The 19,701-nt window shown below is 51.4% G+C and carries 24 protein-coding genes and 1 pseudogene; 15 read left to right on the forward strand and 10 right to left on the reverse strand.

Annotated features, from left to right (window positions below):
• Positions 1-93: 93 nt before the first annotated feature.
• Positions 94-1,083: a phage shock protein operon transcriptional activator gene (gene pspF, locus M2374_RS12730; protein WP_170973006.1), complete on the reverse strand. Its 990-nt coding sequence runs from the start codon at positions 1,081-1,083 to the stop codon at positions 94-96.
• Positions 1,084-1,238: 155 nt separating this feature from the next.
• Between pspF and pspA the strand changes: the two genes are divergently transcribed.
• From pspA to tyrR, 8 genes are all read left to right on the forward strand, one after another.
• Positions 1,239-1,907 (forward strand): phage shock protein PspA, encoded by a 669-nt coding sequence (gene pspA, locus M2374_RS12735; RefSeq protein ID WP_096756889.1) that lies wholly within the window; start codon positions 1,239-1,241, stop codon positions 1,905-1,907.
• A 54-nt stretch (positions 1,908-1,961) separates the two neighbouring features.
• The gene (gene pspB / locus M2374_RS12740) at positions 1,962-2,186 is read left to right on the forward strand and encodes an envelope stress response membrane protein PspB (RefSeq protein ID WP_115258337.1); all 225 of its coding nucleotides are present in this window, start codon (positions 1,962-1,964) and stop codon (positions 2,184-2,186) included.
• Positions 2,186-2,545, forward strand: coding sequence for an envelope stress response membrane protein PspC (gene pspC, locus M2374_RS12745; protein ID WP_096756891.1), 360 nt, complete (start codon positions 2,186-2,188; stop codon positions 2,543-2,545). The genes pspB and pspC overlap by 1 nt, the downstream gene beginning before the upstream one ends.
• 8 nt (positions 2,546-2,553) lie before the next feature.
• The gene (gene pspD, locus M2374_RS12750) at positions 2,554-2,775 is read left to right on the forward strand and encodes a phage shock protein PspD (protein ID WP_096756892.1); all 222 of its coding nucleotides are present in this window, start codon (positions 2,554-2,556) and stop codon (positions 2,773-2,775) included.
• A 76-nt stretch (positions 2,776-2,851) separates the two neighbouring features.
• The gene (pspE, locus tag M2374_RS12755) at positions 2,852-3,169 is read left to right on the forward strand and encodes a thiosulfate sulfurtransferase PspE (RefSeq protein WP_115258338.1); all 318 of its coding nucleotides are present in this window, start codon (positions 2,852-2,854) and stop codon (positions 3,167-3,169) included.
• A 142-nt stretch (positions 3,170-3,311) separates the two neighbouring features.
• Positions 3,312-4,709: a YcjX family protein gene (locus M2374_RS12760; protein ID WP_181689051.1), complete on the forward strand. Its 1,398-nt coding sequence runs from the start codon at positions 3,312-3,314 to the stop codon at positions 4,707-4,709.
• Entirely contained in the window at positions 4,706-5,767 is a 1,062-nt protein-coding gene (locus tag M2374_RS12765) for a YcjF family protein (RefSeq protein WP_181689052.1), read from the forward strand. Before M2374_RS12760 ends, M2374_RS12765 begins: the two co-directional genes overlap by 4 nt.
• Positions 5,768-5,913: 146 nt before the next feature.
• Positions 5,914-7,458: a transcriptional regulator TyrR gene (tyrR, locus tag M2374_RS12770; RefSeq protein ID WP_181689053.1), complete on the forward strand. Its 1,545-nt coding sequence runs from the start codon at positions 5,914-5,916 to the stop codon at positions 7,456-7,458.
• Positions 7,459-7,507: 49 nt separating this feature from the next.
• Here tyrR and tpx read toward each other — a convergent pair whose 3' ends face one another.
• A complete protein-coding gene (gene tpx, locus M2374_RS12775; RefSeq protein ID WP_096756896.1) occupies positions 7,508-8,014 on the reverse strand; it encodes a thiol peroxidase in 507 nt (168 codons plus the stop codon).
• A gap of 114 nt (positions 8,015-8,128) precedes the next feature.
• Here tpx and ycjG point away from each other — a divergent pair, with 114 nt between their 5' ends.
• Positions 8,129-9,094 carry an L-Ala-D/L-Glu epimerase gene (gene ycjG, locus M2374_RS12780; protein ID WP_117342876.1) on the forward strand — a complete coding sequence of 322 codons (966 nt, stop codon included), beginning with the start codon at positions 8,129-8,131 and terminating at the stop codon, positions 9,092-9,094.
• Here the strand turns inward: ycjG and mpaA are convergent.
• Positions 9,069-9,797 carry a murein tripeptide amidase MpaA gene (mpaA, locus tag M2374_RS12785; RefSeq protein WP_115258342.1) on the reverse strand — a complete coding sequence of 243 codons (729 nt, stop codon included), beginning with the start codon at positions 9,795-9,797 and terminating at the stop codon, positions 9,069-9,071. The genes ycjG and mpaA overlap by 26 nt on opposite strands.
• A gap of 184 nt (positions 9,798-9,981) precedes the next feature.
• Here mpaA and mppA point away from each other — a divergent pair, with 184 nt between their 5' ends.
• Positions 9,982-11,595, forward strand: a complete 1,614-nt coding sequence (gene mppA / locus M2374_RS12790) for a murein tripeptide ABC transporter substrate-binding protein MppA (protein WP_115258343.1) — start codon at positions 9,982-9,984, stop codon at positions 11,593-11,595.
• Between the two features lie 42 nt (positions 11,596-11,637).
• Here mppA and M2374_RS12795 read toward each other — a convergent pair whose 3' ends face one another.
• Positions 11,638-12,198 carry a MarR family winged helix-turn-helix transcriptional regulator gene (locus M2374_RS12795; protein ID WP_115258344.1) on the reverse strand — a complete coding sequence of 187 codons (561 nt, stop codon included), beginning with the start codon at positions 12,196-12,198 and terminating at the stop codon, positions 11,638-11,640.
• A gap of 115 nt (positions 12,199-12,313) precedes the next feature.
• Between M2374_RS12795 and M2374_RS12800 the strand changes: the two genes are divergently transcribed.
• Both M2374_RS12800 and M2374_RS12805 read left to right on the forward strand, forming a co-directional pair.
• The gene (locus M2374_RS12800; RefSeq protein WP_096756901.1) at positions 12,314-12,544 is read left to right on the forward strand and encodes a glutaredoxin domain-containing protein; all 231 of its coding nucleotides are present in this window, start codon (positions 12,314-12,316) and stop codon (positions 12,542-12,544) included.
• A gap of 65 nt (positions 12,545-12,609) precedes the next feature.
• Positions 12,610-12,891: a Rho-binding antiterminator gene (locus tag M2374_RS12805; protein ID WP_115258345.1), complete on the forward strand. Its 282-nt coding sequence runs from the start codon at positions 12,610-12,612 to the stop codon at positions 12,889-12,891.
• A 16-nt stretch (positions 12,892-12,907) separates the two neighbouring features.
• On the opposite strand, the gene M2374_RS12810 is transcribed toward M2374_RS12805, so the two are convergent.
• Positions 12,908-13,678, reverse strand: coding sequence for a DeoR/GlpR family DNA-binding transcription regulator (locus M2374_RS12810; RefSeq protein WP_135911930.1), 771 nt, complete (start codon positions 13,676-13,678; stop codon positions 12,908-12,910).
• Between the two features lie 104 nt (positions 13,679-13,782).
• Between M2374_RS12810 and M2374_RS12815 the strand changes: the two genes are divergently transcribed.
• Entirely contained in the window at positions 13,783-14,166 is a 384-nt protein-coding gene (locus M2374_RS12815) for a VOC family protein (RefSeq protein WP_115258347.1), read from the forward strand.
• A 4-nt stretch (positions 14,167-14,170) separates the two neighbouring features.
• Positions 14,171-14,269: pseudogene (locus tag M2374_RS22365) on the forward strand (cupin domain-containing protein); the annotation flags it as partial.
• A 42-nt stretch (positions 14,270-14,311) separates the two neighbouring features.
• Here the strand turns inward: M2374_RS22365 and M2374_RS12820 are convergent.
• Entirely contained in the window at positions 14,312-15,343 is a 1,032-nt protein-coding gene (locus tag M2374_RS12820; RefSeq protein WP_115258348.1) for a mechanosensitive ion channel family protein, read from the reverse strand.
• Positions 15,344-15,592: 249 nt separating this feature from the next.
• On the opposite strand from M2374_RS12820, the gene M2374_RS12825 reads away from it, so the two are divergent.
• Positions 15,593-15,853, forward strand: a complete 261-nt coding sequence (locus M2374_RS12825; protein WP_096756906.1) for a DUF2534 family protein — start codon at positions 15,593-15,595, stop codon at positions 15,851-15,853.
• Between the two features lie 48 nt (positions 15,854-15,901).
• Here M2374_RS12825 and uspE read toward each other — a convergent pair whose 3' ends face one another.
• The 4 genes from uspE to ogt form a co-directional block, all read right to left on the reverse strand.
• Positions 15,902-16,849 carry a universal stress protein UspE gene (uspE, locus tag M2374_RS12830; RefSeq protein WP_096756907.1) on the reverse strand — a complete coding sequence of 316 codons (948 nt, stop codon included), beginning with the start codon at positions 16,847-16,849 and terminating at the stop codon, positions 15,902-15,904.
• Between the two features lie 202 nt (positions 16,850-17,051).
• The gene (locus M2374_RS12835; RefSeq protein ID WP_181689054.1) at positions 17,052-17,867 is read right to left on the reverse strand and encodes an APH(3')-I family aminoglycoside O-phosphotransferase; all 816 of its coding nucleotides are present in this window, start codon (positions 17,865-17,867) and stop codon (positions 17,052-17,054) included.
• Between the two features lie 190 nt (positions 17,868-18,057).
• Positions 18,058-18,810, reverse strand: a complete 753-nt coding sequence (gene fnr / locus M2374_RS12840; RefSeq protein WP_135911931.1) for a fumarate/nitrate reduction transcriptional regulator Fnr — start codon at positions 18,808-18,810, stop codon at positions 18,058-18,060.
• A gap of 194 nt (positions 18,811-19,004) precedes the next feature.
• Complete coding sequence (gene ogt, locus M2374_RS12845) at positions 19,005-19,520, reverse strand: methylated-DNA--[protein]-cysteine S-methyltransferase (RefSeq protein ID WP_135911932.1); 516 nt, start codon at positions 19,518-19,520, stop codon at positions 19,005-19,007.
• Between the last annotated feature and the right edge of the window lie 181 nt (positions 19,521-19,701).

Here is a 19,701-nt window from a genome sequence, read left to right on the forward strand (position 1 = left end):
GTCGATCTGCAAAGTGTATCGCACAACGGCCCGTCAGGTAAAAATGTCTGCAGGTAACTGGCGTAAATGTGTGCGATTCAGGTCAAGGAACCGCTAAATCTGATGTTTTTTGAGCAATGCCCGCAGCTGGTGGTAGGTCAGCCCGAGTAATTCTGCCGCCTTTTTCTGATTAAACTTTGCCTGCTGCAAGCTGGTTTGCAGAAATGCTTTTTCTTGTTGCTGCTGGAATTCACGTAGATCCAGCGGCAGTGTCACCGGCGCGGAGTGAGTTTCCTGCTCCGAAGGTTGTACGGTGTGGCGTTTGAAAGGGTCAATCACGACTTCATCCAGTGGAAATTCGCTGGTGCCGTGGCGGTAAACAGAGCGCTCGACGACGTTTTTCAGCTCACGAATATTGCCCGGCCAACGGTAGTGCAGCAGAGTATCCCTGGCCTGTGCGCTAAAGCCTGGAAACAGTGGTAAGCCAATTTCCCGGCACATTTGAATGGCAAAGTGCTCGGCCATTAGCATGATGTCGCTTTGACGCTCCCGCAACGGGGGAAGTTGCACCACATCGAAGGCCAGCCTGTCGAGCAGGTCCGCGCGAAACGTCCCTTCATTAACCATCCGCGGTAAATCGGCGTTGGTGGCGCAGACCAGGCGCACGTTAACCTGCAGCGGTTGGCTGCCGCCAACACGTTCGAGTTCCCCGTATTCAATCACCCGTAGCAGTTTTTCCTGTACCAGCATCGGGGCGGTGGCCAGTTCATCAAGAAACAGCGTCCCGCCATCAGCGCGTTCAAAGCGTCCGGGATGACGTTTTTGTGCGCCGGTAAAGGCGCCGGCTTCGTGACCGAACAGTTCTGAATCGAGTAAGTTTTCATTGAGCGCCGCACAGTTCAGCGAAATAAACGGCCCTTGCCAGCGCGAAGAGAGGTAATGCAGGCGGTTAGCGATCAGCTCTTTGCCCGTGCCGCGCTCACCGATCACCAGTACCGGTTTATCCAGCGGTGCCAACTGAGAAACTTGCTCAAGCACCTCGATGAAACTGTTGGCTTCGCCGAGAAGGTTGTCTTTGTATCCGGTCATGATGAAATTCACTATTTGTTAGTGTTATTCACCAATGTACCCTAATTTCGCTATCAGGTAAAATTAACTATTATTTTTATAATCAAATAGTTATAAAGTTGGCACGCAATCTGCATTAATCCAGCAGCAGGGCATCGCCCGATATCAGAACTATCAGTGAGGATTACATTATGGGTATTTTTTCTCGTTTTGCCGACATCGTGAACGCCAACATCAATGCGTTGCTGGAAAAGGCTGAAGATCCGCAGAAGCTGGTGCGGTTAATGATTCAGGAAATGGAAGACACGTTGGTTGAGGTGCGTTCGAACTCGGCACGTGCGCTGGCGGAAAAGAAACAGCTATCCCGCCGTATTGAACAGGCCACAGCGCAACAGGTTGAGTGGCAGGAAAAAGCAGAACTGGCGCTGCGTAAAGAGAAAGAAGATTTGGCGCGCTCTGCCTTAATTGAAAAGCAGAAGCTTACCGATCTGATCGCCTCGCTGGAACATGAAGTGACGCTGGTTGATGACACGCTGTCACGCATGAAAAAAGAGATTGGCGAGCTGGAAAATAAACTCAGTGAAACCCGTGCTCGTCAGCAGGCATTGACCCTGCGACATCAGGCCGCCAGTTCTTCACGTGATGTTCGTCGTCAACTGGACAGCGGTAAACTCGATGAAGCCATGGCGCGCTTTGAGTCTTTTGAGCGTCGTATCGACCATATGGAAGCTGAAGCTGAAAGCCATAACTTTGGTAAGCAAAAATCGCTGGATCAGCAATTCGCCGACCTGAAAGCGGATGATGAAATTAGCGAGCAGTTGGCGCAACTGAAAGCCAAAATGCAGCAAGACAAGCAATAATAATATCTGGCGGCGCCCGAACGCGCCGCCGCTCATCACCTGTAAGGAGTACTCATGAGCGCGCTATTTCTGGCCATCCCGTTAACCATCTTTGTGCTGTTTGTTTTACCGATTTGGTTATGGCTGCATTACAGCAACCGTTCCAGTCGTGGCGAATTGTCGCAGAACGAACAGCAGCGTTTAGTGGAGCTGAACGCTGAAGCGCAGCGCATGCGTGAGCGTATTCAGACGCTGGAAGACATTCTGGATGCTGAACATCCTAACTGGAGGGACCGCTAATGGGAGGCGTTAACCTGAACAAAAAGTTGTGGCGTATTCCGCAGCAGGGCATGGTGAAGGGGGTCTGCGCAGGCATCGCGCAGTATCTCGACGTGCCGGTGAAGCTGGTGCGAATTCTGGTGGTACTGTCGATTTTCTTTGGCCTGGCCTTTTTCACCCTGGTGGCCTATATCGTACTGACTTTTGTGCTGGATCCAATGCCGGACAATGTCGCAACCGGTGAACAGCAACCGTCCAGCGGGGAACTGTTGGATGCCGTCGACCGCGAACTCGCGGCCAGTGAAAATCGTTTGCGGGATATGGAGCGTTATGTGACGTCAGATACCTTCACATTGCGTAGCCGCTTCCGTCAACTGTGAGGAATAAGATGAACAATCGCTGGCAACGTGCCGGGCAGAGGGTAAAGCCTGGCGTTAAATTAGCAGGTAAGCTGGTTCTGTTTACGGCACTTCGCTACGGCCCGGCGGGCGTCGCCGGGTGGGCGGTAAAATCCGTCGCCCGTCGCCCGCTAAAAATGTTGCTGGTTTTGATGCTTGAACCTTTATTGAACAAGGTCGCCAAAAAAATATCCCGCCGTTATGGTCAGTGATAGTGCGCTCGCAATATTTTCTTAAGATCAGTTATATAGTGTTAGATGAAATTAGGTCATTTAACAGGACGATACTATGTTGAGAAAAGGGGTATTCGCGCTAGCGTTGCTCATCGGTATGCCGGTTTTTGCCGCGGAACATTGGATTGATGTCCGCGTACCTGAGCAATACCAGCAGGAGCATGTTCAGGGAGCCGTCAACATTCCCTTAAAAGATCTCAAAGCGCACATCGCGTCCGAGGTTCCGGATAAGACCGACACCGTGAAACTGTACTGCAACTCCGGGCGACAATCGGGACAGGCGAAAGATATGCTTACCGAGATGGGATACACGCAGGTCACAAATGAAGGGGGGATCAAAAGCATTGATCTTCCGAAAGTAGAAAACAAATAATCGCGCAATGTACATCTATTTCGGGCGGCATTATTTTTTGTCGCCTGCTAGACCTCAGGTAGTTGATAAATAAGAATTACCCCCTATCTTTACTTCCAGTTTGTTATATTTTCTACGGTTCCTTCAGCATAACGGGATGGCGATGAAGCGACTCAAAAATGAACTCAATTCGCTGGTGAATCGCGGCGTGGACAGGCATCTGCGTCTGGCTGTCACCGGGCTTAGCCGCAGTGGTAAGACCGCGTTTATCACCGCGATGGTGAACCAATTACTCAATATTCATGCCGGCGCTCGTCTGCCGCTGCTCAGTGCGGTGCGCGAAGAGCGTCTGCTCGGCGTTAAACGGGTTCCACAACGCGACTTTGGCATTCCGCGCTTTACCTATGATGAAGGGCTGGCCCAGCTGTACGGCGCTCCGCCGACTTGGCCGACACCGACGCGCGGCGTGAGTGAGATTCGTCTGGCGCTGCGTTATAAGTCCAATGACTCATTGCTGCGCCACTTTAAAGACACCTCCACGTTATATCTGGAGATCGTCGATTATCCGGGCGAATGGCTGCTTGATTTGCCGATGCTGGCACAGGATTACCTGAGCTGGTCGCGGCAAATGACCGGATTATTGCAGGGCCAGCGGGCAGAATGGTCGGCAAAATGGCGGCAGTTAAGTCAGGGGGTAGATCCCTTAGCGCCCGCCGATGAAAATCGTCTGGCGGAGATTGCCGCCGCCTGGACGGATTATTTGCATCAGTGTAAGCAGCAGGGCCTGCATTTTATTCAGCCGGGGCGCTTTGTTCTGCCGGGCGATATGGCGGGCGCACCCGCGCTGCAGTTTTTCCCGTGGCCGGATGTTGACGCGTATGGCGAATCGAAACTGGCGCAGGCTGATAAAAACACCAACGCTGGCATGCTGCGCGATCGATTCAATTACTACTGCGAGAAAGTGGTGAAGGGGTTTTATAAGAATCACTTCCTGCGCTTTGACCGTCAGATTGTGCTGGTTGACTGCCTGCAACCGCTCAATAGCGGACCACAGGCGTTTAACGATATGCGTCTGGCGCTCACGCAATTGATGCAAAGCTTCCATTATGGTCAGCGTACATTGTTCCGGCGGTTGTTCTCACCGGTGATCGACAAGTTACTGTTTGCCGCTACCAAAGCCGACCACGTGACGGTCGATCAGCATGCCAACATGGTGTCGCTACTGCAGCAACTGATCCAGGACGCTTGGCAAAATGCCGCCTTTGAAGGCATCAGCATGGATTGTCTGGGGCTGGCGTCGGTACAGGCCACTACCAGCGGATTGATCGATGTGAAAGGCGAGAAGATCCCGGCACTGCGGGGGAACCGCCTGAGCGACGGCGCGCCGCTAACCGTCTATCCGGGAGAGGTGCCAGCACGCTTACCGGGTCAGGCGTTTTGGGACAGTCAGGGCTTTCAGTTTGAAGCGTTTCGTCCGCAGGTCATGGATGTGGATAAGCCCTTACCGCACATTCGTCTTGATGCCGCGCTGGAGTTTTTAATAGGAGATAAATTGCGATGAGCGAGCCGTTAAAACCGCGTATCGATTTCTCAGGACCGCTGGACGTTGATCAACGTCCGGCCTTTAAAGCGCAGCAGATGTTCGACGATACGCAAGCGCAGACTTTTTCTCCGGCTCAACTTGACGAGCCGCTGGCAGATGAAGGACAAGCTGAAGCGGTCATTGATGCTGCTTTACGTCCTAAGCGTAGCCTGTGGCGCAAAATGGTGATGAGCGGACTGGCATTGTTTGGCGTCAGCGTGGTCGCACAGGGTGTGCAGTGGACGATGAATGCCTGGCAAACGCAGGACTGGGTTGCGCTGGGCGGGTATGTCGCCGGGGCGCTGATCGTTGGTGCCGGTGTCGGTTCGGTGGCAACGGAGTGGCGTCGGCTGTGGCGTTTACGCCAGCGCGCGCACGAGCGTGATGAAGCGCGGGATTTGTTGCATAGCCATGGCGCCGGCAAAGGGCGCGCGTTTTGTGAAAAGCTGGCACAGCAGGCGGGTATCGACCAGTCTCATCCGGCGCTACAGCGCTGGTATGCCTCTATACACGAAACGCAAAACGATCGTGAAGTGGTGAGTCTGTATGCTCATCTGGTGCAGCCTGTGCTGGATGCGCAGGCGCGACGTGAAATCAGCCGCTCAGCGGCAGAATCTACGTTGATGATCGCGGTCAGCCCGCTGGCGCTGGTGGACATGGCATTTATCGCCTGGCGAAATCTGCGATTGATTAACCGTATTGCGACGCTATACGGCATCGAACTGGGCTATTACAGCCGCTTGCGCCTGTTCCGCCTGGTGCTGCTGAATATTGCCTTTGCCGGGGCCAGTGAACTGGTTCGCGAAGTCGGTATGGACTGGATGTCGCAGGATCTGGCGGCACGTTTATCCACGCGTGCTGCCCAGGGCATTGGCGCCGGGTTGTTAACGGCGCGTCTGGGGATTAAAGCGATGGAACTGTGTCGTCCGCTGCCGTGGATTGACGATGATAAACCGCGTCTCGGTGATTTCCGTCGCCAGTTGATCACTCAGGTCAAAGAGACCGTACAAAAGAATAAACCTGCGCGTGAAAGCTGAGTAAAAATGGGCGCCGATCGTATAACTTTACGCCCCGGCGCCTAATTTTCCAGCGTGCTGTCAATATTTGTTGACAGAGTCCTTCCTGCTAACGAAATACTGGCTTATCATCTATCACATGATCCCTTGTTTAGGTGAAGGTTCCCATGCGTCTGGAAGTGTTTTGTGAAGACCGACTTGGTCTGACCCGCGAATTACTCGATTTACTGGTGCTTCGAGGCATTGACTTACGCGGTATCGAGATCGACCCCATCGGGCGAATCTACCTTAATTTTGCGGAACTGGAGTTCACCAACTTCAGCAGCCTGATGGCTGAAATCCGCCGTATTGCCGGTGTTACGGATGTGCGCACCGTGCCCTGGATGCCTTCTGAACGCGAACACCTGGCGCTGAGCGCGCTGCTTGAGGCGCTGCCTGAACCGGTCCTTTCACTGGACATGAAAAGCAAAGTGGAGATGGCGAACCCGGCGAGCTGCCAGCTTTTTGCCCACACTCAGGATCGTATGCGCAACCACACGGCGGCGCAACTCATCAATGGCTTTAACTTCCAGCGCTGGCTGGAGAGCAATCCGCAGGATTCCCACAGCGAGCATGTCGTCATTAATGGACAGAATTTCCTGATGGAAATAACCCCTGTCCATTTGCAGGGCGAAAATCAGGAACAGATGTTAACCGGCGCGGTGGTGATGCTGCGTTCCACCATCCGCATGGGGCGTCAGTTGCAAAACATGACCACCCAGGACCTGAGCGCCTTTAGCCAGATTATTGCCGTCAGTGCCAAAATGAAGCACGTGGTAGAACAGGCGCGTAAACTGGCCATGCTGAGCGCACCGCTGCTGATTACCGGCAATACCGGGACGGGGAAAGATCTGTTTGCCCATGCCTGCCATCTGGCAAGCCCGCGAGCGGCGAAACCTTATCTGGCGCTGAATTGTGCGTCGATCCCTGAAGATGCGGTAGAAAGCGAGCTGTTTGGTCATGTGGGGGAAGGTAAAAAAGGTTTCTTTGAGCAGGCTAACGGTGGTTCAGTACTGTTGGATGAAATTGGCGAAATGTCGCCGAGCATGCAGACCAAATTGCTGCGTTTTCTTAATGACGGGACCTTCCGCCGCGTCGGCGAAGATCATGAGGTTCACGTTGATGTCCGTGTGATTTGCGCCACGCAAAAAAATCTGGTGGAGCTGGTACAGAAAGGTTTGTTCCGCGAAGATCTCTATTATCGTCTGAATGTACTGACGCTCAACCTGCCGCCGTTGCGCGATTGTCCGCAAGACATTATGCCGCTCACCGAGCTGTTTGTGGCGCGTTTTGCCGACGAACAGGGCGTGCCGCGCCCGAAACTGTCCGCCGATCTCAGTACGGTGTTAACCCGCTACGGTTGGCCGGGTAACGTGCGCCAGTTGAAAAATGCTATCTACCGGGCATTAACCCAGCTTGAAGGGTACGAACTGCGGCCACAGGATATCTTATTACCGGATTATGATGCGGCGACGGTAGCTGTGGGGGAAGAGGTGATGGAAGGGTCGCTGGATGAAATTACCAGCCGCTTCGAGCGCTCTGTCCTGACGCAGCTGTATATGAATTATCCCAGTACGCGCAAACTGGCCAAACGACTTGGTGTTTCGCATACGGCAATCGCCAATAAGTTACGTGAATACGGTCTGAGTCAGCAGAAAAAAAGCGAAGAGTAATACGTAGATGAAAAAGCCTCCGAATGGAGGCTTTTTGCTTTAGGGCGACTTAGGCTTTCAGTACGTCCAGAGCGGCAGCATAGTCTGGCTCGTTGGTGATTTCATTCACCAGCTGGCTGAAAATGACGTTGTCATTCTCGTCGATAACCACCACGGCACGCGCGGCCAGGCCCTTCAGTGGGCCTTCGGCGATTTCAACGCCGTAGTTTTTCAGGAATTCCGCGTTACGCAGGGTGGACAGAGTGATCACGTTGCTCAGGCCTTCCGCGCCACAAAAGCGAGAATGGGCGAATGGCAGGTCGGCTGAAATACACAGTACGACAGTATTGTCGATTTCTGTCGCCAGTTGGTTAAACTTACGTACCGATGCCGCACAGACGCCGGTATCGATGCTTGGGAAAATATTCAGCACTTTGCGCTTGCCGGCAAACTGGCCCAGCGTAACGTCAGACAGGTCTTTAGCCACAAGGGTAAAAGCCTGCGCTTTGCTACCTGCCTGAGGAATGGAGCCGGCAACGGCAACCGGGTTGCCCTGGAAATGAACGGTTTGTGACATGGTTATCTTCCTGTTTACATATAGTTAACGTCGAGGTTAGTTTATGCCATCAACAGTTAACACGGCAAACGCTATTTGCGGATATCCACTTCCGGGACTGCATAAGGAAAACAAATGAGAACAGTGAAGGTATATGAGGAAGCCTGGCCGTTACACACCCCGTTTGTAATTGCCCGTGGCAGCAGGACCGAAGCGCACGTGGTGGTGGTCGAACTGGAAGAAAACGGCGTGAAGGGGATTGGCGAGTGTACGCCTTATCCTCGCTATGGCGAGAGCGATGCCTCGGTACTGGCGCAAATTATGGGTATCGCCCCACAGCTGGAAAACGGACTGACGCGCGAAGATTTACAAAAGCTACTGCCTGCCGGTGCCGCACGTAATGCTGTCGACTGCGCGCTTTGGGATTTAAGTGCCCGGCAACAGCAGCAAACCCTGGTGGAGCAGGTCGGTGTCGAACTCGATGCAACGGTAACGACGGCTCAGACGGTGGTGATCGGCACGCCGGAACAGATGGCGGCAAGCGCTGCCGCCCTGTGGGAGAACGGGGCGACGCTGCTGAAAGTCAAACTGGATGCGCGCTTAATCAGCGAACGTATGGTCGCTATTCGTTCGGCTGTTCCTGATGCGACGTTGATTGTTGATGCCAATGAGTCCTGGCGTGCCGAAGGTCTGGCTGCACGCTGTCAGCTGCTGGCTGACTTAGGTGTTGCCATGCTGGAACAGCCGCTGCCTGCTCAGGATGATGCTGCGCTGGAGAATTTTGTGCATCCGCTGCCCATCTGTGCGGATGAAAGCTGCCATACCCGCAGTAGCCTGAAAGCGCTACACGGACGCTATGAGATGGTGAACATTAAGCTGGATAAAACCGGTGGCCTGACGGAAGCACTGGCGCTGGCGACCGAAGCCCGAGAACAGGGTTTTGCATTGATGCTGGGATGCATGCTGTGCACATCGCGCGCGATCAATGCCGCTTTGCCGCTTACGCCGCAGGTCTGCTTTGCCGATCTCGACGGCCCGACCTGGCTTGCGAACGATGTGCAGCCCGCCCTGCATTTTACGACCGGGCAACTCCATCTTTAGGGTGCCAGCGCAGCAAATTGGACATCGCCAGCAGGTATTTTTCGCTGGCTTCATCTGAAGAGATGGGCGGGAACTCTGCGGTAATGCAGTGCAAGTTCAGATCGGCACACCAACTGCCGAAAGACCCCGGTGTTTCATAACCCACGCTGGTGACGAGGGGGAGTTCGAACCCTCGTGCCAGCCACTCGCCCAGTTCGCTGTGCCTCGGATCCTCAATGCATGCCAGCGGGTCGTGAAATGAGACCACCCAGGCGGGATGAATGCGGTGAATCAACTGACACAGCGCCTGGGTTTCCGGTTCGGAGCCCGGATGATCCCCCGTCAACAGCACGACATCGCGTTGTTCTGCACTGCTATTCCAGCGATAGACAGTTTCACCTGCTTTCCAGTTTGCTGCCGGGAAATTACGATTGAGATCAACCCCGTTAGCATTGGCGCGCAGGCCGAGCTGACACCCGTCAGGGTTTACCGCCAGTACCACGTGGTGACGGCGCAGGGAAGGGGTAAGCGTACGCAAGGCGCAGGACAGCGTGACAATTGATGCGTTTTCGTCACCGTGGGTACCCGCCAGAATGAGTCCACTATCACGATCGGCTGCCGGCGCGGGAAACCAAATTAACGGGGCACCTAAGAGTGAACGTCCGTAATGTTCGGTTCCTGGCGGAAATGCGCCGCGCTCGGCACGGGGACGGGTAACGGTCATAGTCATCTCTGAATGCATAAATTGTTATTCGCAGTGTTGTGCAAAATGTATGGATAATCAAATCGTTTTCACACACTTATCTTTTCAGGTGTAATATCACTTTCTTGTCCGAAGTTAATTGCATTTCCTGCTGGCGATACAAATAATTACACATTCACTTAATGGCCAGATTTGAGGGTATCTTATGCGGCATTCTGTTCCAGTAACCTGTTGTGCGCTGTTGGTTAGCAGCATTTCCTTGTCCTGGGCTGCGGATGTACCCAGCGGTACGGTACTGGCAGAGAAACAAGAACTGGTGCGTCATATCAAAGATGAACCGGCCTCGCTCGATCCGGCCAAGGCTGTGGGGTTACCAGAAATTCAGGTCATTCGTGATTTATTTGAAGGGCTGGTTAACCAAAACGAAAAGGGCGAAATTGTGCCTGGCGTTGCCACCCAGTGGAAGAGTAACGATAACCGTGTCTGGACGTTTACGCTGCGTGATAATGCCAAATGGGCCGACGGTACGCCGGTAACGGCACAAGATTTTGTTTACAGCTGGCAGCGTCTGGTTGATCCGAAAACACTGTCTCCGTTTGCCTGGTTTGCGGCGCTAGCCGGGATCAATAATGCGCAGTCGATTATCGATGGTAAAGCCACTCCCGATACGCTGGGCGTTAGCGCGGTAGATGCCCGCACCTTAAGAATTCAGCTGGATAAACCGCTGCCGTGGTTTGCAAATTTAACGGCTAACTTTGCGTTTTATCCGGTACAGAAAGCCAATGTTGAAAGCGGTAAAGAGTGGACGAGACCGGGTCATTTAATCGGTAACGGCGCGTATGTATTAAAAGACCGCGTGGTTAACGAAAAATTGGTGGTGGTACCGAATACGCATTATTGGGATAACGCCAATACCGTGCTGCAAAAAGTCACCTTCCTGCCGATTAACCAGGAATCTGCGGCAACAAAACGTTATCTGGCTGGCGATATTGATATTACGGAATCCTTCCCGAAGAACATGTATCAGAAACTACTGAAGGATATTCCGGGACAGGTTTATACCCCGCCGCAGCTCGGCACCTATTATTATGCGTTTAACACCCAGAAAGGCCCGACGGCTGATTCACGCGTGCGTCTGGCGCTCAGCATGACTATCGATCGTCGTCTGATGGCGGAAAAAGTCCTCGGAACCGGCGAAAAACCAGCCTGGCATTTTACCCCGGATGTCACGGCGGGATTTACGCCTGAACCTTCACCGTTTGAGCAAATGAGTCAGGAAGAGCTGAACGCGCAGGCGAAGACGCTGCTGCGTGCGGCAGGCTATGGACCACAAAAACCGCTAAATCTGACGCTGTTGTATAATACGTCAGAAAACCATCAGAAGATTGCCATCGCCGTCGCGTCAATGTGGAAAAAAAACCTGGGCGTTGATGTTAAGTTGCAAAACCAGGAGTGGAAAACCTACATCGACAGTCGTAATACCGGTAATTTCGATGTTATCCGTGCTTCCTGGGTGGGGGATTACAATGAGCCGTCTACCTTCCTGTCATTATTAACCTCGACTCACACGGGCAATATTTCGCGGTTTAATAATCCCGCGTACGATAAAGTGTTGACCCAGGCCACGATGGAAAGCACCGAAAAAGCCCGTAATGCGGACTATAATGCGGCAGAAAAAATACTGATGGAGCAGGCGCCAATTGCTCCGATTTATCAGTACACCAATGGTCGTTTAATTAAGCCATGGCTGAAGGGGTATCCGATTACCAACCCTGAAGATGTGGCATACAGCCGCAGCATGTATATTGAGAAGCATTAAATCTGGTATCGGCTGGGGCATTTTCGTGCCAGCCTTTTCCTGTTATTCCGGGGGCTGGTGCTCCCGGCAAATCAGCATTGAATCATCTTCACTCAACACCTCTTTCGTCAGATTACAAAATCCCTGACCCTTTATTTTTTGGTGAAACCGACAGCTATGGCACAGACCAAAGCCTGGCACATTGTGGGTCCGCTGAATTTCTCTTAGTAGTTCGAACAACAGTTCTTTTAGCTGCGTCGCGCGTTCACCCATTGCCGATTCGCCTGCCACTAAAAATGTGGGGGGAAGCAGCGCATCCAGTAAGGTGTTGGCTGACTCAGTTAATTGCAGATGAACGCTGCGTTTATCGCGATCATCCTGCTTGCGCACGATCAACCCTTTGGTTTCCAGAAGCTTAAGCGACTGGGATACCGTACCTTTGGTGAGACCGAGGTAATCCGTCACGCCGAGCGGCGTATTGGAATAGCGGTTGCAGCGCGCCAGATACATTAACGCGCTGAGCTGTACTGGTTGCAGCTCCGACAGTAATGGATGCTGGCGAAACCACATCCGCATCAGGCTAGAAAGCCTGTCCATAACGTCGAAAAGTGACATATCGTGCATAACAAAATCCTCCTCGGCATATAGTATCGACTAAAAACTATATTGACAAAGTCTAAATCTATCGTAGTATGAATTATAGTATCGAATCGATACTATAATTCACAGGAGAGGTATTATGAGCAAAGCCCGGTTTTATCATGCTGGTTGTCCGGTGTGCGTATCCGCAGAACAAACGCTGCTACAACATCTGTCCCCTGATGTGGAGGTTGATGTCATTCACCTGGGAGAACAGCCTGCTCGGGTGGCAGAGGCTGAGTTGGCTGGCGTGAAGTCTGTTCCGGCGTTGGTCATCGATGGCAATGTGCTGCATATCAACTTCGGCGCACCTATCGAAGCCTTGAAATAACACAAGCGTTCGGGGCGTTGCGCGGGCAATTTCCCGAACATCCGATCGAATGGTCAGGGGCCGTTATGTATTCCACAGAAAAGTATCACCCTGTTGATTGCGACCTTCATGATTATCTGGAGATCGCCTGCTTATACCGCTATATGCTGCGTATTGTGCTCACCGACGGCACAGTCTTTGATGCCAGAGCCGTGACGACACGAACAACGGCAGGTAAAGAGGAGTATTTGGTGGTTGAAAGGCAGGAAAGTCCGCAAAACATTCGTCTGGATTACCTGTCAGCCATCACCGCGTTAACGGCAGGGGCAAAATTTAGCACTGTGCTATTTGCATCTGTGACTCGTTGACGTCACAGAGAGAGCGTTACACGGTATAAATCCGGATGTCGTGCGCCTGAAAAGCGGTGCCATACTGTTTGCTTATGTTTTCCTCTACCACTATCACATCGATTTCGCTGCTCTGAGCGACCACATATCGGGCCACTGCGGGGATCTTATCTGCCGTCAGCGCGACAATGGTTTCATTGCACTGCTTAATCACCGCTCTCTTGAACTCACAGTCGGCATAGTCAAACCCGGTTAAACCGGATTCCGGTGCCATTGCGCAGCCGCCAATAAATCCCTGGTCAAACAAAATGCCCTGCACCTGGGTTATCGCGGTGGTGCCTACACTTCCACCGGATGAGCGCTGTATCGGGCCACCGAGGATTATGACATCGTACAACGGTTTCTTGAGCAGAGCGGTGGCTATTTCCGGAGAATTAGTCACAACGGTCAAAGCAAGCTCGGCGGGTAACGCTTCAGCCATCGCCAGATTGGTGGTTCCGCTATCAATAAAGATACAGCTGCCGGATTTGACCAGTCGGGCACAGCGTTGCGCGAGGCTACTCTTTTTCGCCGTATTTTTCGTTTTCCTCACCGACATATCTTCAGATTCCGGCAAAGAAATGACGGCGCCACCGTACACTTTTTTGCAGACACCTTCTTTACTTAGCTCATGCAAATCCCGACGAATTGTGTGTTCTGACACGCCGAGTCGACCGGCAAGCTCGGAACAGACAACCCTACCGTTTTCCTGCAGGATTTGATAAATCAGCGACTGACGTTGTTCCGGGAATGCAGCATAATCGAGCATAAAAACTCCTGGTAAAATAAATATCGAGCAACAATAATCATGATCGTGCATTATGACTGGTATTGTCAATGTCCCTTAATGGGCGTGTTTGAGAGAGGCAGGTGATGAAGATTGCACATATGGCGCTGTGGACACAGGATCTCGAGCGGCAGGCCCGTTTCTGGGTCACCTTTTTTGGCGGTGAGATTAACGAAAAATACGCCAGTAAAACTAATCCCGGGTTTGAATCCTATTTTGTCAAAATTGGCGAGAGTATTGCGATTGAGTTAATGACTAAACCCAGCCTGAGCCAGGTGGTGCCCGACAATAACACCACCGGGTGGGTACATCTGGCGATCTCTGTTGGTGGGGTAGAGAACGTCGACTCAATATCAATGCGCGCCAAACAGCAGGGGATCCTCGTCTCCGGTCCGCGTACCACTGGAGATGGCTATTACGAAGCGGTCATTCACGATCCCGACGGCAATTTAATTGAGATTGTTGCATAACGCGAGTTGGTTTGGGCATATCGCGGTGGAAATCCCGGCTCCAGGCGCCTCGAACGAATGGCTGGAACCCGTGGCCGACGAAGAATACAACCCACTTCCCTGATTGATAGACTAATAAGACGCGGGGTTCCGCGCCTTATGCCTTTTAATGAGCAGAAGCCTGAGGCTGAGGATTATCCATATACAGCGTCTGGCTGGGGAAGGCAAAGTCAGCGCCGTTTTCCTGGACCAGGGTGATAATTTTCAAATAAACATCCTGCTGTACGGCAAGCCACTCCTGCCACACGGTTGTCTTGGTGAAGCAGTAAACCATAATATTCAGCGAAGAATCGGCAAACTCATTAAAGTAGACCAGTAGGGTCTGCTTCTGGTCAATTCCAGGGTGATTTTGCAGCATTTGTCTGATCGCATCGACAATCGTGCTTATTTTATCGGCATCCTCATACCGCAACCCGATCACCGTTTTTATCCGTCGATTGCTCATCCTGCCCGGGTTTTCTACGCTAATTGATGAGAAAATCGAATTGGGCACATACAGGGGACGATGATCGAAGGTGTTTATTTTGGTCATCCGCCAGCCAATTTCGGTCACCGTACCTTCGATGTTTCTGTCCGGGGAGCGGATCCAGTCACCGATGCTGAACGGTCTGTCAAAATACAGCATGATACCTGAGAAGAAATTGCTCAGAATATCTTTCCCCGCCATACCGACAGCAATACCACCGATACCGCCGAAGGTTAACAGGCCAGACAGGCTCATACCAAAATGCTCGCCGTACAGTAAAACGATGGCGACGACGATCGTAATCTTAATAATACGCGACAGGATCCGCGCACTGGTAATGTCCCGGCCTTTGTTGATCTGCGTTTTTTCAAACTGGTTAATCACCAGAAAGAGCTTTGTGGTTAAAATCAATGCAATCAACGAGGTACAAAGAAAATCGACCACGCTGGGCGAGACAAATGTCAGTTTATAGCTGTCGATAACGTTATTGGCGATGCTGCCAAACGTACCGATAATAATGGCATAGACGAAAAACTGCGCCGCGTGGAATATAAATCCTTTGCAGTGTTTTTCACTACGATGAAACCAGACGCTCATCAGCACTAATGCTGCACAGCAACTGAGAATGACCGTCAGATTAAAGGCATTATTCATAAACAATTTAGCGATCATGATTCTCCCTGGCTACTCCGTGTTAGCAAAATATCATCTGACATCCTGAACCTCAGGTATTTTACCTGTAACAGGCTGTCATATCATTCATCATGAGGAGATAGAAATAATACAATTAGCGCTATTTTCAGTTGAATAACGCGGGTGTCAACCCCGTAGGTAGTTTATGTAGCAGACAGTGAGTTGATGTCATGGTATTGTTATTGCAAAGTGACAATATTTTCATCTGCACAAGAAAAGGACGAGACTATGATCATGGCTAAGCTGAAGACAGCTAAGGGAAGAAAATTTTTGTTGTGTCTGCTTGGGGTGTTTATCATCGCCGCATCGGTGGTGACGCGTGCCACTATAGGTGGGGTGATTGAACAGTACAATATCCCGCTGTCTGACTGGACGGCTTCCATGTATGCCATCCAATCGGCAATGATTGGCGTCTACAGTATGGTGTTTACTATTCTGCTGGCAATCCCGCTTGGGATCTATTTCCTTGGCGGCGAGGATAAGCACTAAGCGCTTATGATGCCGGATGACATCGTCATCCGGCAGGTTGCTGCGTGATCAATCGTCTTCGTCGTCCAGTTCAACCGGCGTCTGATACTGATCGGGCTTAATGACCAGCAGATCGCAGCGTAGATGGTCGATGACCTGTTCCGCCGTATTGCCAAGGAATGCGGCAGAAATGCCGGTGCGCCCCACGGTACCCAGTACTACGATACCCGCCTGTAAATGCTCTGCCAAATCAGGAATGACCTCTTCAGGCAATCCTTTTTCAACGTGCGTGACTTTCTCATCGATGCTGAATTTCTGACGCAATGCCTTCATGGCCAGCAGGTGCTGTCCGCGAATCGCGTCGTTATAAACGCTAGGGTCAAACTCAGGCAGTTCAATGGCGATGTTGATTGGGGTAACAGGGTAAGCCCCCACCAAATGTACTTCGGTATGGTTAACCTGATCTGCGAGCATCAGCGTTTCTTTGACCAGCTTTTCGTTAAGCGCGTTGTGATACGCTTCTTCGCTGGCCAGGTTGACGGCAACCAGCGCCTTCCCGCCTTCCGGCCATGGTTGGTCTTTGACCATCCACACCGGACTTGGGCATTTACGTAATAAATGCCAGTCGGTTGGGGTGAAAATCACCGCCTCCAGGCGGTCGTGCTGGTGCGCCATTTTAAGGACCAGGTCATGCTTAGCACTGATGACTTCCTGGATGATGGCTTCGAAGGGACGGTTGTGCCAGACCACTTTAATATCAAGAGGAATACCTGCATCAATATAGTATTTCGCTTGCTCGCGTATCCATGCCGTTCGCTGACTGATAACGCCTTGACGCATTGCCGTCCGCTCATCGGGCGACAACAGGGTAGTCATCTCATAGGAAAAGTCATAGATCGGCAAAAAGGCTTTAATTTTGCCACCAATCCGTTGATGCAAATAAACAGCTCGCCGTAATGCAGGTTGATCGTCCTGGTTCGGATCGATGACCACCAGCATGTTTTGATACATAGCCATACAGGGTCTCCTTACAACTGTCACCGCAGTTTGTCATTAAAAGAGTAACCCAATAATGTGGATTGAAACAGGGGAGAACCTCCTGCCAGATCAATAAATCGGGAGAATCCCGGTTTTTTGTCCGTATCCCACGAAATGAGAGCAACTGTTCTTAGCCGTTGTAACCCTTTGATGCCAGAACGGGTTGAGATTTCTCGTCAATTTAAAAAAACTCATCGAGCATCAAATGAAACTGCAACTTTTTCAGATCAGGAGTTGCGATGCCATATGTATGAAAAAGTCTATTCTGTAAAGACGGTGAAAAATCACCGAGACAGTTCCAGATAATGGCAAGATCCTGGTATCGATCGGCGATACCAACGCGACCAACATCAATACAACCCACCACTTCACCCTGGCTAATAATAAGGTTATCCAGTGAGAAGTCTCCGTGCGTCACCACGGAGTCGGGCGAGAAGGGTAAAAGGGACTGCATCTCATTCCAGACGTGTTCAACAGACCACCCCTTGCGCTCATCATCAAAATCATCAGCATCAACCAGACCGCTATTCATTCGTGTTTGCGCCAATGCGAGCCGAAACAAATGATCGCTGTTAAAAGGACAGTGGCTTACAGGGAACTGGTGTAATCGCTGCAGGAATACAGCAAGTGCATCAACAATACTATTCTGTGCAGCAGGGTATTCTTCTAACATCTGGAACGCAGTCTTGCCGGGTATCGCTGTTGTGAGTAGCAGCGCTTCATCCCCTGTGCGGGTAAAATGCTTGATAGCCGGAAGTGGTAAATAAGCCTTCAGCCAATTAAGTCGGATCATTTCATCTGTAATATCATCGGCAACGGTCCCTCTACCTTGCTTCAGGTACAATTCCGGCGCACCAGCTTTACTATACAATCGATAAATGGCTGCGCCAGATTGACCGACATGATCACGCGCCCATTGATAGCCCTTCAGGTCAGCGTCCAGACTTGTATGTAATTGCAGAGCTGAGCACTGCTTTTCCCTTTGAATATAATTCATAACATTCCTTTGTATTGTGACTGACTCATAGCGGATGCATTTGTTGTAAGCAGAAAACGGATACCAGACGGGCAAAGCGGAAAAGAGTCGATGAATGATGATTAGAGCAGAAGAGAACCTTCTGCCAGATCGTTAAATTGGGAACATTTAGCGATGTGACAGAAGGGTAATAGCGATGCTTGCAGAACGATTACGCTACGTTGCGTGAATGGCCAGCAAGAACAGCCAGCGCGTCGCTATTCTCGATAGTGATATATTTGCCTTTCACCGCCAGCATGCCGCTTTTCTGGAATCGACCCAGCAGACGACTGATGGTTTCTACCGTGAGGCCGAGATAGTTACCAATATCTCCGCGAGTCATGGTCAGGCGGAATTCGCGAGGCGAGAATCCACGTTGGGCAAAACGACGGGACAAGTTGTAGATGAAGGCCGCTAAACGTTCTTCTGCGTTCTTCTTCGACAGCAACAGGATCATGTCCTGATCGCCTTTGATCTCGCCGCTCATCAGACGCATCATCTGCTGACGCAGATTCGGCATCTTACCGGACAGATCGTCCAGGGTCTCGAATGGGATTTCACAGACCATTGAGGTTTCCAGCGCCTGTGCGAAGCTCGGATGATGACCGCTACCGATGGCGTCAAAACCGACTAAATCGCCGGCCAGATGGAAACCGGTAATTTGCTCATCGCCTTGTTCGGTAATGGTATAGCTTTTAATCGTTCCGGAGCGGATAGCATAGAGTGATTTAAGTTCATCGCCTGCTTTAAAGAGCGTCTGCCCCTTTTGGATAGGCTTTTTGCGCTCAATGATATTATCGAGCTGGTCAAGCTCGTGCTCGTTAAGTGTGAACGGGATGCAAAGCTGGCTGATGCTGCAATCCTGGCAATGGATAGCACAACCGCCAGACTGAATGCGCCGTATAATTCGCTTTTCCGGGATCATAGGTCTGCTCAAGCCGTAATTGATATTTGTCAATTTTAACATCTTTTTGGTGAGCACGTAAGCCTGACCTACCCCTAAGAGAGAATAATTCAGGCATAAGCGAGTTGAATGTTTGTATCTGTTTGATTAACCGCACTTTATCTGCGGTTGCTTTATGTAGAAGTGTGATGAATAAGGCATTAATTGCCTGGATTCTAGAGTAGCAAATAGCCTTCATGGCGCAATAACCACTCTTTTCGCTGCACGCCACCTGCATATCCGGTCATGGTACCGTTGCGTCCAATCACACGATGGCAGGGAACAACGATGCTGACTGGGTTAGAACCGTTTGCCGCCCCCACGGCCCTGGCGGCACCGGGACGCCCCAGTTGTTCGGCCAGTTGCCCATAGTGCATCACCTGACCACAGGGGATCGCGCGTAGTGCTTGCCAGACCTCCCGCTGAAACGGGGTACCTGCGGTGGCCGTTTCCAGTGTATCAATAATGCCCAGATTCCCCGCGAAATATTCAGACAACTTATCGCTTAACCCCCCGGGGTTTTTTGCGGCAATGCGTTGGTAGCCTTCAGCGCGATAATGAATATCCAGCAGCTGTTCCATACGATCGCTGTGCTGATCCCATTCGACGGCGCGCAGGCGAAATTGTTCATCGCAAATCACCCACAGTGGACCTAGCGGTGTTGCAATGGTGTCTTCAAGTAAATTAAGCATCCGTTTCTCTCAATACCGGCGGGACAATACCCGTGTCATCTGGCGGGCTTACACCTTATCACGCCAAGGATATTCACAGCTATACCCCCTAAGATCCACGACTTAAACCACCGAGTAGAATCGCCTGATTATTGGAAATAGCTGTAAACCGTTGTCGGTATAGTTGTCGGTATAATAGTGC

The sequence above is a fragment of the Citrobacter sp. JUb117 genome (assembly GCF_024809055.1).
In the GTDB taxonomy this organism is placed as follows: Bacteria; Pseudomonadota; Gammaproteobacteria; order Enterobacterales; family Enterobacteriaceae; genus Citrobacter; species Citrobacter gillenii.